The 13249-nt window shown below is 68.2% G+C and carries 13 protein-coding genes; 4 read left to right on the plus strand and 9 right to left on the minus strand.

Annotation, left to right across the window (positions count from 1 at the left end; all coding sequences use genetic code 11):
• Positions 1–17: 17 nt before the first annotated feature.
• Entirely contained in the window at positions 18–767 is a 750-nt protein-coding gene (locus tag SPDO_RS04015; protein WP_088366098.1) for a hypothetical protein, read from the minus strand.
• Positions 768–833: 66 nt separating this feature from the next.
• On the opposite strand from SPDO_RS04015, the gene SPDO_RS04020 reads away from it, so the two are divergent.
• Complete coding sequence (locus tag SPDO_RS04020) at positions 834–1055, plus strand: hypothetical protein (RefSeq protein ID WP_088366099.1); 222 nt, start codon at positions 834–836, stop codon at positions 1053–1055.
• Positions 1056–1078: 23 nt separating this feature from the next.
• Here SPDO_RS04020 and SPDO_RS04025 read toward each other — a convergent pair whose 3' ends face one another.
• Positions 1079–2044: an SPOR domain-containing protein gene (locus SPDO_RS04025; RefSeq protein ID WP_088366100.1), complete on the minus strand. Its 966-nt coding sequence runs from the start codon at positions 2042–2044 to the stop codon at positions 1079–1081.
• 245 nt (positions 2045–2289) lie between these two features.
• On the opposite strand from SPDO_RS04025, the gene SPDO_RS04030 reads away from it, so the two are divergent.
• On the plus strand, positions 2290–3573 hold the full coding sequence (locus tag SPDO_RS04030) for an SPOR domain-containing protein (protein ID WP_088366101.1): 1284 nt from the start codon (positions 2290–2292) through the stop codon (positions 3571–3573).
• Positions 3574–3597: 24 nt separating this feature from the next.
• Here the strand turns inward: SPDO_RS04030 and SPDO_RS04035 are convergent, their stop codons facing one another.
• The 5 genes from SPDO_RS04035 to gatC form a co-directional block, all read right to left on the minus strand.
• Entirely contained in the window at positions 3598–4809 is a 1212-nt protein-coding gene (locus SPDO_RS04035; protein ID WP_088366102.1) for a dihydroorotase, read from the minus strand.
• Complete coding sequence (locus tag SPDO_RS04040) at positions 4806–5795, minus strand: aspartate carbamoyltransferase catalytic subunit (RefSeq protein ID WP_088366103.1); 990 nt, start codon at positions 5793–5795, stop codon at positions 4806–4808. Before SPDO_RS04040 ends, SPDO_RS04035 begins: the two co-directional genes overlap by 4 nt.
• A gap of 92 nt (positions 5796–5887) precedes the next feature.
• Entirely contained in the window at positions 5888–7339 is a 1452-nt protein-coding gene (gene gatB / locus SPDO_RS04045; RefSeq protein ID WP_088366104.1) for an Asp-tRNA(Asn)/Glu-tRNA(Gln) amidotransferase subunit GatB, read from the minus strand.
• 76 nt (positions 7340–7415) lie between these two features.
• The gene (gene gatA, locus SPDO_RS04050; RefSeq protein ID WP_088366105.1) at positions 7416–8900 is read right to left on the minus strand and encodes an Asp-tRNA(Asn)/Glu-tRNA(Gln) amidotransferase subunit GatA; all 1485 of its coding nucleotides are present in this window, start codon (positions 8898–8900) and stop codon (positions 7416–7418) included.
• Positions 8901–8973: 73 nt separating this feature from the next.
• On the minus strand, positions 8974–9276 hold the full coding sequence (gene gatC / locus SPDO_RS04055; protein ID WP_088366106.1) for an Asp-tRNA(Asn)/Glu-tRNA(Gln) amidotransferase subunit GatC: 303 nt from the start codon (positions 9274–9276) through the stop codon (positions 8974–8976).
• Positions 9277–9372: 96 nt separating this feature from the next.
• On the opposite strand from gatC, the gene SPDO_RS04060 reads away from it, so the two are divergent.
• Positions 9373–10473 (plus strand): DUF3089 domain-containing protein, encoded by a 1101-nt coding sequence (locus SPDO_RS04060; RefSeq protein WP_088366107.1) that lies wholly within the window; start codon positions 9373–9375, stop codon positions 10471–10473.
• A complete protein-coding gene (gene ruvX / locus SPDO_RS04065) occupies positions 10470–10928 on the plus strand; it encodes a Holliday junction resolvase RuvX (RefSeq protein WP_088366108.1) in 459 nt (152 codons plus the stop codon). The genes SPDO_RS04060 and ruvX overlap by 4 nt, the downstream gene beginning before the upstream one ends.
• Here ruvX and SPDO_RS04070 read toward each other — a convergent pair whose 3' ends face one another.
• Both SPDO_RS04070 and SPDO_RS04075 read right to left on the minus strand, forming a co-directional pair.
• The gene (locus tag SPDO_RS04070; RefSeq protein ID WP_088366109.1) at positions 10929–12089 is read right to left on the minus strand and encodes an epoxide hydrolase family protein; all 1161 of its coding nucleotides are present in this window, start codon (positions 12087–12089) and stop codon (positions 10929–10931) included.
• Between the two features lie 9 nt (positions 12090–12098).
• The gene (locus SPDO_RS04075; RefSeq protein ID WP_088366374.1) at positions 12099–13139 is read right to left on the minus strand and encodes a phosphotransferase family protein; all 1041 of its coding nucleotides are present in this window, start codon (positions 13137–13139) and stop codon (positions 12099–12101) included.
• Between the last annotated feature and the right edge of the window lie 110 nt (positions 13140–13249).

The following is a 13249-nucleotide window of genomic DNA, read 5'->3' on the forward strand; positions in this document are numbered from 1 at the left end:
GCGGGGCGGAAGGGTGCTCAACGCGCGTCGTCCACCATCAGGTCGACCGAGGTGCCGCCGCCATCGCGCCGGCGCACATGGAGCATGAAGGCCGCGGCCGGGCGCGTGCCGGCGAGCACATGGTCGGCACCTTCCATACCGTGGCCGTTGCGATAGCCCGCTTCGCTGGTGCGCGTGTGATACCAATCGAGCAATCGCTGCGGCGGGGCGGCGCTGACGAAGCTGACCACGCGCAGCGCGCAGCCTTGCTGATCGGCGCCGGCCGCTTCGGTGACGCGCGCGTCGGGATAGAGCGGCACCGACTGAGGCAAGCGGTTCGCCCAGTTCGCCGAATAAGCCGTGTTGCGGACGCAATTGGCGGACGCCCCTTGGCTGGCAGCGAGCGCGCCGAGCGTGAGGGCACGGCGCGCGGCGGCGCATTGCGGGCATTTGTCGGACGCGGCCGGGGCGGTTTTCAGCGCGCCGGCCTCCGCCTTGAACGCAGCATCGGCGACGTTCTCGGGCGGGAGCCCCAGCGACTCGGGCTGGGCGGGGGGGCGGAGCGTGTCGGCGTTGGCCTGCTGCACCAGCTTGGGATCGACCATGATCTGATCGCGCAGCGCGGCGGCGATCACCGGATCCTTGTCCGCCCCGACGCTCGCCGCCTGCGCCTGGTTCGCGGCGGCAGGCTGCTCGTCCGCCGTCTCGCCGCATGCCGCGGCAAGGAGGGCCAGCGTGGCGGCGACGGCGACGCGACCACGGCTTCGCGCGGGGCGGTCGCCGCTCATGCTGACGCTAGCCCTGGCATGTGTCTCGCCCTTGTAACACACTGGCTTTCTCTCCATGTAGCGGCCATGCTCAATATCGTTTCGATCCTGATCGGCCTTGTCACCCTCGCGCTCGGTCTGGTGGCGTTCATGCCCCTGCTGGGGTGGATGAACTGGCTGGTGATCCCGATCGGCATCGTCGGGGCGGCGGTGGGGGCGTTGTCGTCCAGCAATGGCGGGCGCAACCTCAACATCGTGCTGATCATCATCTTCGCGCTGCGCCTGATGCTGGGCGGCGGGATCATCTGAGCCGAGCCGCCCGATCGCCGACGTCAGGGTGCGACAACGACGCAGCTGACACCGGCCTTGGTGCACGCCTGTTGCGCGGCGCTGCGCGAGGCGAAGCCGGTTGCCTGTAGCCGCGTGACGCCGCCGGCGGCGACATAGGCGGGGCTGCCGCCGGTGCGGCTGCCGACCTTTGCCCACAGGCTGCGCGCGTTGCTCGCGTCGCGGAAGGCGCCGAGCTGGATGCGCCAGGCGCCGCCCGTGGCTGCCGGAGCGGCCGGGGTCGGCGCTGCCGCTTTCGCGGGCGCCGGCGAGGCGGTGCGCGTCGGGGTAGGCATCGGCGCGGCGCGGACCGCTGCGGCGGGCGGGGTGGTGGCGACGCGCGGCGGCGTGGTGGTGCCGGAGACGGTGCCGCCGGTCGGCGTGGCAGGGAGGCGCGTTGCGAGCGCGCGGCTGTCCGCCTCATACTTGCGCGCGAGGGTCAGTCCCTCCTGCCGCTGTGCCTCCGGGATATACTGGTCCATCTGCGCAAGCGTCTGCGACGCCTGCGGCAGGCCCTGCTGCGAGGAGCGGTTGACTAGTGCATAGGCCCGCACCCAGTCGCGCGGCACGCCATCTGCGTTGAACAGCATGGTGCCGAGCACGAGCTGCGCGCGGCGTTCGCCGCGGGCGACGGACTTTTCTAGCCACGGCAGCGCTTCGGTCTTCTTGCCGTCCTGAAAGAGCGCGAGGCCGTAATTGTCGATCGCCTGATTGTGACCCTGCGCGGCCGCCTTGCGGAACCATTCAATCGCGGTGGGAAGGCTGGCTGGGACGCCGCGCCCGAGCTTGAACGCTTGCCCGAGGTTGAACTGGGCATCGCTGTCGCCGGCCGCCGCGAGCGGGCGCCAGATGTCCACCGCCGCCTTGTAATCGCCGCGGCTCCAGGCATCGACGCCCTGCTTCACGTCAGCGCCGGCGACGCCCGCGACAAACACCGCCGCGACGGCCCCAGCAAGATACGCATTCTTCATTCGTTTTTCCCCGAATTACCCGCGAGCATTCTGCCGATCGAGCGTGATGTGGACGCGCGAGGTTACTTCAACGCTAACCGGCGAACCGCGCCGCCAATGGCGACGCGGCGCTGGCGTTTACCATTCCTTATCATCGCATTGGCATCAAGCGCACGAGAGGGAGAAACCCTGCGGCGCAAGCGGATTCCCGGCTTGGGACGTGAGGTTGAGGCTCCCGGTAGAGAATTGGCTCGGGGGAACCGACGATGAACAAGCGCGCACTTGCAGGTCTCAGCCTTTCGGCGCTGATGCTGGGCGGAACAATGGTCGGATGCGCGCAGGGCGGCATCTCGACCGCGAGCACGCGCAGCGACGCGGCGCTCGCCAAACATGCGGCGCGCAATGCCGAAAAGGCCAACGAGGCGCTGGCCAAGGGCGATACGGCGAAGGCGATCGGCTATGCCGAGGCCGCGGTGGCCGGCGCGCCGACGAACGCCGACTATCGCGCGCTGCTGGGCGGGGCCTATCTGAAGGCCGGCCGGTTTACCTCGGCGCACGCGGCCTATGCCGACGTGCTGAGCCTGTCGCCCGAGAACGGCAAGGCGGCACTGAACCTTGCGCTCGCCATGATCGCCGAGGGGCAGTGGGACGAGGCGCGCAGCCATCTGGAAGACCATGCCGCGATCGTGCCGGCGAGCGACCGCGGGCTGGCGATCGCGCTGGCGGGCGATCCGGCGGGCGGCGTCGAGGTGCTGACGGCAGCGGCGCGGACGCCGGGTGCTGACGCGAAGACGCGGCAGAATCTGGCGCTGGCGCTCGCGCTGGCGGGCCGCTGGGCCGAATCGCGGCAGATCGCCGGGATCGACATGGCACCGACCGATGCGGACGCTCGGGTGATGCAGTGGGCGAGCTTTGCCAAGCCGGTTGGCGCGGCGGATCAGGTCTCCGCGCTGCTGGGCGTAACGCCGGTGAAGGATCCGGGCCAGCCGGTCGCGTTGGCGCTGAAAACGCCGGCCCCGGCGAGCAATCCGGCCGAGCAGGTGATGCTGGCCGAAGCGACGCCGGCGCCCGAAGCTCAGGAAGCAGCGCCGGTGGCGGTCGCGGCGGCTGAGGGCGACGCCGGATCAGGCCCGCGGGTCGTTTTTGCCGCGCGCCGCGAGGTGGTGCAGGCATTGCCACAGGGCGCGTCTCGGCCGCAGCGCGTGATGGCTGCGGCGCGCGAGGTGAAGCTCGCCTCGGCAGATACCGTTGCCAAGCCCAAGAGCGGGTCGTGGTTCGTGCAGCTTGGCGCGTACGACTCGGCAGCGGTGGCGAAGGACGCGTGGGACCGCGCGCAGCAGCGCTATCCGGCCTTCGCCGGCGAGACGCCGACGGGCATGGCGTTCAAGTCCTTCTACCGCCTGTCGATCGGTGGCTTCTCGCGCGGGGATGCCAATGCCATGTGCCGCGGCTATCGCGCCAAGGGCGGGGCGTGCTTCGTGCGGACGGGCGCTGGCGACCAGACGGCGAGCTGGGTCAAGCCGGCCAAGGTGCAGATGGCCGGCCGCTAACGCTCCCGCCTCGGCTGCCGGCGCTCAGGCGAGTGCCCGGCCACCCTTGAACAAGCGAAGCACGCGGCCCTGTACCGGTAATCCGTCGAACGGCGTGTTGCCGGCGGCGCCGGGCAATGTGTCGGCGTTGATCTGCCATGGCGCGTCGGGGTCGACGAGCATGAGATCGGCCTCGGCGCCGGGCTGAAGCGAGCCGGTGTCGATGCCCAGCACCGCGGCGGGATTGCGCGACAGCATCGCCATGAGGCGCGGCAAGGCGACGCGATCGTCGCGCACCAGCCCTAGCGCGAGCGGCAGCAACGTGGCCGCGCCAGCCGCGCCGGCACTCGCATCGGCGAAGGGCAGGCGCTTTTCCTCGGGACCACGCGGATCGTGACCGGAGCACAGCACATCGATCGTGCCGTCGGCGAGCGCGGCGAGCGCGGCGCGGCGATCCTCCTCCGCGCGGAGCGGGGGCGACAGCCGGGTGAAGGTGCGAAAGTCGCTGACCGCGTTATCGGACAACAGCAGATGCGCCGGGGTGATCCCGCAGGTGACGGCCACGCCGCGCCGCTTCGCCGCACGCACCAGATCGAAGCCCGCAGCGGTAGTCACCTGACGCAGGTGGAGCCGGGCACCGGCGGCCTCGGCAAGCATCAGGTCGCGCGCGATGGCGATCGGCTCGGCCAGCGCGGGGGCGGCAGACAGGCCGAGGCGCGTGGCGGTTTCGCCCTCGGTGGCGACGGCGTCACCGACCAGACCGGCATCCTCCGAATGGACCACCACCGCGAGGCCGAGATCGCGGGCGTAGGCGAGCACGCGCGCCATGACTCCCGAATCGGCAATCCAGCTGCGTCCGGTGCCGACCGCGCGTGCACCGGCCGAGGCGCAGATTGCCATCTCAGCCAGGTCCGTCCCCTCCAGCCCGCGAGTCGCGGCGGCGATCGGATGGATCCACAGGTTCGGGCGACCGATGAGGGCGGAGCGCTGAACGATACCGGGCTCGTCGAGCACCGGGCGCTGATCGGGCATCAGGCCGACGCGCACGATGCCGCCGGCGCGAAATGCCCCGTGATCGATGCTGGCGACGCCAAGGTCCACGATGGCTGGTGCGAGGAGAGCGCCGCGGCAGTCGATAACCTGCGCGTCATCCGCAGCGTCGACGATGCGGCCATCGGCGACGAAGAGGTCGCCGCGCCGTTCGCCGGCGACGGGGCAGATGATGCGGGCATCGCGGAAGTGCAGCGCGCGGCTCATGCCCAGCCCTCCACGCGGCGCGCTCGGCGGGTGAGGACGTCGAGGCATGCCATGCGCACGGCAACGCCCATCTCTACCTGTTCGGTGATGGCGGACCGTTCCGCATGATCGGCGACGTTCGAGTCGATCTCGACGCCGCGGTTCATCGGGCCGGGGTGCATGACGAGCGCGTCGGGCTTGGCGCGCGCGAGTCGCTCCAGCGTCAGGCCGTAGCGCAGATGGTATTCGCGCGAGGAGGGGACGTAGCCGCCCGACATCCGTTCGGTCTGGAGCCGCAGCATCATGACGACATCGGCACCGTCGAGCGCGGCATCAAAATCGGTAAAGGGCGTGACGCCCATCCGCTCGATCGCGGGCGGCATCAGCGTGGACGGCGCGCAGACGCGAACCTCGGCGGCGAGCGCGGTGAGCGCAAGGATGTTCGACCGCGCGACTCGGCTGTGCAGCACGTCGCCGCAGATCACCACGCGCTGATTGTGGATCGTGCCGCGGCGGCGGCGGATCGTAAGCGCGTCGAGCAGCGCCTGAGTCGGGTGTTCGTGGCGGCCATCGCCGGCGTTGAGGACGGGGCAATCGACCTTGTCGGCGATCAGCCGCACCGCGCCCGAGGACATGTGGCGAATGACGATCACGTCGGCGCGCATCGCGTTGAGCGTCATCGCCGTGTCGATCAGCGTTTCGCCCTTCTTCACGCTGGACTGGGCGGCGTGCATGTTGACCACGTCGGCACCGAGCCGCTTGCCGGCGATCTCGAAGCTGAGCAGCGTGCGGGTCGAGTTTTCGAAGAACGCGTTGATCTGCGTCAGCCCGGCGAGCCGCTTGTCGGGGACGCCGCGCTCGCGATTGGCGGCGATCCAGTTTTCCGCTTCATCGAGCAGGAACGCGATCTCGTGCGGCTCTAACCCCTCGATCCCGGTGAGGTGGCGGTGCGGGAAAACGGCACCGCCAGGGATGAGGGAGGCGGGGCGGTGGTCCGAGGCAGGCATCGGGATGGGCAGGTAATCCCCGCGCGCCAGGGTGGCAAGCGGGGCTGCAATCCCTCGCCGCCACCGAGACCGATGGCGGCGAGGATCCTTGCTTAGCCGAGCGCCTTTTTCAGCAGGTCGTTAACGACCTGCGGATTGGCCTTGCCGCCCATCGCCTTCATCGTCTGGCCGACGAAGAAGCCGAACAGCGCGACCTTGCCGCCGCGATATTGCTCGAGCTGGTTCGGGTTCTTGGCCAGTACGTCGGCGATCACCGCCTCGATCGCGCCAGTGTCGCTGGTCTGCTTGAGGCCGCGCTCCTCAACGATCTTGCCCGGCGCGTCGCCGGTTTCGAGCATCACCTCGAACACCTGCTTGGCGAGGCTGCCCGACAATGTGCCGTCAGCGACCAGCGCGAGCAGCTCGGCGGCCTGACCGGGGGTGACCGGCGACTCAGTGATGTCCTTGCCGATGCGGTTGAGCGCGCCGAACAGCTCGCCCGTGACCCAGTTGGAGGCCGCAGCGGGGGCGGCGCCCTCATCGAGCAACGTGTCGAACCAGCGCGCGGTCTCGACCTCGGCGGTCAGCACCTCGGCATTGTACGGCGTGATGCCGAGCGCCTCGTAGCGCTTGCGCTTGGCGTCGGGCAACTCGGGCAGCGAGGCGCGGCATTCCTCGAGGAAGGCGTCGTCGAGCTCAAGCGGGAGCAGATCGGGATCGGGGAAGTAGCGGTAATCGTGCGCGTCTTCCTTCGACCGCATCGAGCGCGTGGTGCCGGTGTCCGGATTGAACAGCCGGGTTTCCTGGACGATCTTGCCGCCAGACTCGAGCACGTCGACCTGACGGTTCGCCTCATGCTCGATCGCGGCCATGACGAAGCGGACAGAGTTGACGTTCTTCGTCTCAGTCCGCGTGCCGAACTCCTCGCCGGGCTTGCGCACGCTGACGTTGACGTCGGCACGCATCGAGCCTTCCTCCATGTTGCCGTCGCACGAGCCGACGTAGCGCAGGATCGCGCGCAGCTTGCGCAGGTACGCGCCGGCTTCGGATGGCGAGCGCATGTCGGGGCGGCTGACGATCTCCATCAGCGCGACGCCCGAGCGATTGAGGTCGACGTAGGAGCGGGTGGGGTGCTGATCGTGCATCAGCTTGCCCGCATCCTGCTCGACATGGATGCGCTCGACACCAATCGTCTTGACGGTCTCGCCATCCTCGATCTCGACCGAACCTTCGCCGACAAGCGGATGATAAAGCTGAGAAATCTGATAGCCCTGCGGCAGATCGGCGTAGAAGTAATTCTTGCGATCGAAGCGCGACCATTTGTTGATGGCAGCGTCGATCGCCATGCCGGTACGCACAGCCTGGCGGATGCATTCGCGGTTCGGCACCGGCAGCATGCCGGGCATCGCGGCGTCGATCAGGCTGACCTGCGAGTTCGGCTCGGCACCGAATGCGGTGGCGGCGCCGGAGAAGAGCTTGGCGTTGGAGGTTACCTGCGCGTGCACTTCGAGGCCGATCACGACCTCCCAATCGCCCGTGGCGCCCTTGATGCGATAATCAGTCATAGTCCTGAACACCCGTTCGGGCCGGGGCAGCCATGGCCCCGCCCATCCTTCTGGGAAATCTTACGCGCTGCGAGACTCACCACCACGCCTGCGGCCGTGCGGTGAAGCCGGCGCGTTCCTCGATCGCGAGCGCCGCGTTCAGCACGCCTTGCTCGTCGAGTGCCTTGCCGATGAACTGGAGGCCGAGCGGCAGGCCATGCTTGTCGAGGCCGCCGGGCACGCTCATCGCGGGCAGGCCGGCGAGCGACGAGGGCACGGTGAAGACGTCGTTCAGATACATGGCGAGCGGGTCGTCGCTCTTTTCGCCCAGGCCGAATGCCGCCGACGGCGCGGTGGGGGTGAGCAGCACGTCGCAGCTTTCCCAAGCATTCTCGAAGTCGCGCGCGATCAGCGTCCGGACCTTGGACGCCTGCGTGAAATAGGCGTCGTAGAAGCCGGCGGACAGCACATAGGTGCCGATCAGGATGCGGCGCTTCACCTCTTCGCCGAATCCCGCCGCGCGGGTGGCGGCATACATCGCCTGGAGGTTTGCGCCCTCGGGCAGATCGCGCTGGCCGTAGCGCACGCCGTCATAGCGCGCGAGGTTGGACGATGCCTCGGCCGGGGCGATGATGTAATAAGCGGGGAGCGCGTATTTGGTGTGCGGCAGCGACACCTCGACCACCTCGGCACCGGCATCCTTTACCCATTCGATGCCGCGCTGCCACAATGCCTCGATCTCCTCGGGCATGTTGTCGACGCGATATTCGCGCGGGATGCCGACGCGCTTGCCGGCGAGGCTGGCGTTCAAGCCCTGCTCCCACTGCGGCACCGGCACGTCGAGCGACGTCGCGTCCTTCGGATCGAAGCCGCTCATCGCCTCAAGCATGATCGCGCAATCGCGTACGTCGCGCGCCATCGGCCCGGCCTGATCGAGCGACGAGGCGAAGGCGATGGTGCCCCAGCGCGAGCAGCGGCCGTAGGTGGGCTTGATCCCGGAGATACCGGTGAAGGCGGCAGGCTGGCGGATCGATCCGCCGGTATCGGTGCCGGTCGCACCGGGGCAGAGCCGTGCAGACACTGCAGCCGACGAGCCGCCAGAGGAACCGCCGGGGGCGAGCGGCGCGTTGCCGCCGTCGTTGCGGCGCCATGGCGAGATCACGTTGCCGAACGCGCTGGTCTCGTTCGACGAGCCCATCGCGAATTGATCCATGTTCAGCTTGCCGAGCATGCCGGCGCCGGCATCCCACAGCCGCTGCGAAACTGCGGACTCGTACTGCGGGGTAAAGCCCTCCAAAATGTGACTCGCCGCCGTCGAGGTGACGCCCTTGGTGCAGAACAAGTCCTTCATGCCGATCGGCACGCCGGCGAGCGGCTTCAGCGTCTCCCCGGCCGCGCGAACGGCATCGGCGGCATCGGCGGCAGCGAGCGCGTGATCGGGCGTTTCCACCAGGAAAGCATTGAGTTGGCGTGCGTTGCTGACAGCAGCGTTGAAGCTTTCGGCCACTTCTCGTGCGGAGAAGGTGCCGTCGCGCACGCCGTCGCGGATCTCGCGGATGCCAAGGTCGGTCAGGTCAGTCATCAGAACACCGTCACACCGGCATGCGCCGGCGCTGCAAGAGAAAGAAAGCGGCCGCCAGCAGCCGAGGAGAGGATCACTCGATCACCTTGGGCACGGTGAAGAAGCCGTGCTCGGCCTGCGGCGCGTTGGCGAGCACCGCGTCGCGGATGCCGCCGCCGGTCAGCGGATCGGCGTTCACCACATCGTCGCGCAGGCGCAGCGTGTTGGGGATCACCGCCGTCATCGGCGCGACGCCGCTGGTATCCACCTCGCCCAGTTGCTCGATCCATCCGAGGATGTTGTTGAGCTCGGGCACTAGGCGCTCGGCATGGGCGTCGTCGATCGCGATGCGCGCGAGGCTCGCGACCTTTTTCACGGTGGCAGTATCTACGGACATGGGCAGCGCGCTATCACCGCCGCCCGCCCGAAGGCAACAGCGCTGGCGGAGCGTAACGATAGTTGCGCGCGCGTGGCGGCTGGGGCAGGCGAGGGCATGGCTCGCAAGTTCCTTTACGTCATTGCCTTCCTGATCGCGCTCGTGATCGCCGGTGCCGTGGTCTACCGTATCTGGGGCAACGACCTGATCCGCTGGACCTTCGTGCCCGACCGGCCATTCGAGCCGCAAGGCGGCGTGGGCGAGAACGTCTATGACCGGGCGGACATGTGGCTGGCGCGGCCGGATATCGGCGGGAACCCGGCCTTGTGGACGCCGGTCGGCTATCAGCCGCGGCAGAGCCCCGGCGGACCGGCGGTGTTCTTCATCCATCCGACATCTTATCTGAGCGGGGATCATTGGAATGCCCCGCTCGACAACAAGGACGCCAACGATCGCGCCGCGCTGTTCCTGCGCGGGCAGGCGAGTGTGTTCAACGAGGTGGGGGAAATCTGGGCGCCGCGATACCGTCAGGCGACCTTCGGCTCATTCCTGACCGACGCCGCCGACGCGCAGCGTGCGCTGGATCTGGCGTATGGCGATATCCAGGTCGCCTTTGCCGCCTTCCTGCGTCAGATCGATGGCGATCGGCCGATCATTCTGGCCGGCCACAGCCAAGGCGCGCTGCACCTTACCCGCCTGCTGAAGGACAAGGTGGCGGGTACGCCACTCGCCGCGCGGATCGTCGCCGCTTACGTCGTCGGCTGGCCGGTGAGCCGCGACCGGGATCTGGCTGCTCTCGGCCTGCCAGCGTGCGCGCGGGCCGACCAGCGGGGCTGTATCCTGTCGTGGGAGAGCTTTGCCGAGCCGGCCGACCCGTCGCTGGTGATCGACAATTACGATCGCTCGACCGGGTTCGACGGCAAGTCGCGGAAGGACACCAAACTGGTGTGCACCAATCCGCTGACCGGCACGCTGGACGCGACGGCGCCGGCGAGCGCCAACAAGGGGACGTTGTTCCCGGCGGCTGACCTGGGCAGCGCGGAGATCAAACCGGGGCAGGTGCCCGCACGCTGCGACGCACGCGGATTGCTGCTGATCGGGGCGGGGCCGGATGTCGGACCCTATGTGCTGCCGGGCAACAATTACCATGTGTACGATTACAGCCTGTTCTGGGCCAATGTGCGCGCCGACGCCGCGCGGCGGGTGGCGGCGCGATGATCACCACCTCGGCATTAGAATTCCGCGCCGCCATGCCCGGCGGCGGTCGGCTGATCGGGCTGGACCTTGGCACCAAGACGATCGGTACGGCGCTGTGCGATGCCGGCTGGAGCTTTGCCAGCCCCGCTACGCTGATCAAGCGGCGCAAGTTCAGCCAGGACAAAGCGGCGCTGGTGGAACTGATGACCGCGCAGCATGTGGTTGGTGTCGTGCTCGGGCTGCCGCTCAACCTCGATGGCACGGAGAGCCCGCGCAGCCAATCGACGCGGGCGTTCGCGCGCAACATCGCCGATCTTGGGCCGGTTCTGTTGTGGGACGAACGCTGGTCCACGGTCGCGGTGGAGCGCGTGATGATCGAGCAAGACATGAGCCGCGCCAAGCGTGCCGAGCGAATCGACAATCTGGCAGCGGCGCACATCCTGCAGGCGGCGATCGACGCGCTGGTGCGCGACTGATCAGCCCTGCCGTAGCGAGCGGAAGGCGGTGCGCAGTTCCTCGACGAACAGTTCGGGCTGCTCGAAGGCGGCGAAGTGCCCGCCGCGGTCGAGCTCGTTCCAGTGGATGATGTTAGGGTACTGCCGCTCGGCCCAGCGGCGCGAGGCGCGGAAGATCTCCTTGGGGAACATGCTGTAGCCGGTCGGCACCGTGACCTTTTCGACACCGAAGGCGCGGAAGCTCTCGTAATAGAGCCGCGCCGATGATGCGCCGGTGCCGGTGAGCCAATAGAGCATGATGTCGTCGAGCATTTCGTCGCGGGTGAGCGCATTCTCCGGCTCGCCGTCGCAGTCGGACCATTCGCGAAACTTTTCGTAGATCCACATCGCCTGGCCGACCGGCGAGTCGACCAGGCCATAGCCGAGCGTCTGCGGGCGGGTGGCCTGCTGCTGCGAATAGCCGTTGCCGTCCTGCATGTAGCGTTGCAGGCTTTCAAGCGAGGCTTTTTCCTGCGGCGTGGCCCTGGCGAGATCCTCCGGTGTGGGACGGACGACGAGCATGTTGAGGTGAATGCCGGCCACTGCTGGATCGCCGCTGGCACCGATCGCGGTGGTGACGGCAGAGCCCCAGTCGCCGCCCTGCGCGACGAAGCGATCGTAGCCGAGCCGTTTCATCAGCGTAATCCAGGCCGCGGCGATCCGCGGTACGGGCCAGCCCTGTTCAGGGCGTGCGGAAAAGCCGTAGCCGGGGAGGGAGGGGCAAACGACGTGGAAGGCGTCCTCCGCCCGGCCACCGTGCGCTTCGGGGTCGGTCAGCGGGCCAATGACCTCGAGGAACTCGACCACGGAGCCGGGCCAGCCGTGCGTCAGGACGAGCGGCATGGCGTTTGGGGTGGGTGAGCGGCGGTGTAGGAAGTGTAGCTCCAACCCGTCGATCACCGTCTTGAACTGGCCGACGGCGTTGAGGGCTGCCTCGCACCGGCGCCAATCGTATTCATGCTGCCAATAGTCCGCGAGGGCGCGCGCTCGATCGAGTGGTACGCCCTGCTCCCAGTCCGACACCGTTTCGCGCTCGGGCCATCGCGTGCGCGCCAGACGATCGTGCAGATCCTCAAGCGCGGCCTCTGGCACATGGAGGTGAAATGGCGTGACGGCGTGGTTCGGCTGTTCGGTGCCAGTCATGTCAGATCCTCATCCGTCACGGCGCAAGAGCGCCAGTGCCTGTTCGGCAAGCGCCGGGCAGCCATTGATCGCCTCGCCGGCGTTGGGCGTGGTGCCGGCGAGGGCGCGCGCGTAGACACCCTGGCTGATCGAGGCGAGGCGGAAGACCGCAAAGCCGAGGTAGAAGCTCCAGTCGTCGATCCCGCTGCGGCCGGTGCGGCGGCAGTAGGCGGCGACATATTCCTCTTCCGTGGGGATCCCGCTGCTGGCGAAATCGACGCCGTCGAGCGTGCCCCAGGACGGCGATGTGGAATGCCACATGAAGCCATTGTAGCCGAGGTCGGCGAGCGGGTGACCGATCGTGGAGAGCTCCCAATCGAGGACGGCGATCAGCCGTGGCTCCGTGGGGTGGAACATGACGTTTTCGAGGCGGTAGTCGCCATGCGCGATCGCGACCGCTTCGTCGTGCGGGATGCGCGCGGGCAGCTCTGCGATCAGTGCTTCCATGGCGGGCACCGGCTCGGTCTCGGCGCCACGATATTGCTTGGTCCAGCGCGCGATCTGCCGCTCGAAATAGCCGGTCGGGCGGCCGTAATCCTGCAGCCCCACGGCGCGGTGGTCGACCGAGTGGAGCGCGGCAAGGGTGGCGTTCAGCTGATCATAGACCGCGCTACGCTCCGCGGGCGTGAGTTCGGGCAGAGTGGCATCGCGGAAGATGCGGCCCTCCAGATAGTCCATCACGTAAAAACTGGTGCCGATCACCTCGGGATCGTCGCACAAGGCGCGCATCACGGGCACGGGCACGTCGGCATCGCGCAGCGCGGCCATGACGCGATATTCGCGGTCGACCTGGTGCGCGCTGGCGAGCAACTGCCCCGGTGGCTTCTTGCGCAGGACGTAATCGCCGGCGTCGGTGGAGAGCATGAAGGTGGGGTTCGAGGCGCCGCCGATGAACTGACGCACCTGCATCTCGCGGCCGAACCCTTCCACATGGCGGCTCAGCCAATCGGCGAGGCGTGCCTCGTCGAACTTGTGACGTGGCGACACCTCCGCCAGGCGCGCACCGCTCATGCGCGCCTCACCCGGTGCGTTGCCGATGACCAACTTGCCATCATCCTCTCCCTCTATCGCGGCGTTCGCCTTCTAAGTCACTTTGCTTAATCGGCGGCGGATTGAAAGAG

The sequence above is a fragment of the Sphingomonas dokdonensis genome, assembly GCF_002197685.1.
GTDB lineage: Bacteria > Pseudomonadota > Alphaproteobacteria > Sphingomonadales > Sphingomonadaceae > Sphingomonas > Sphingomonas dokdonensis.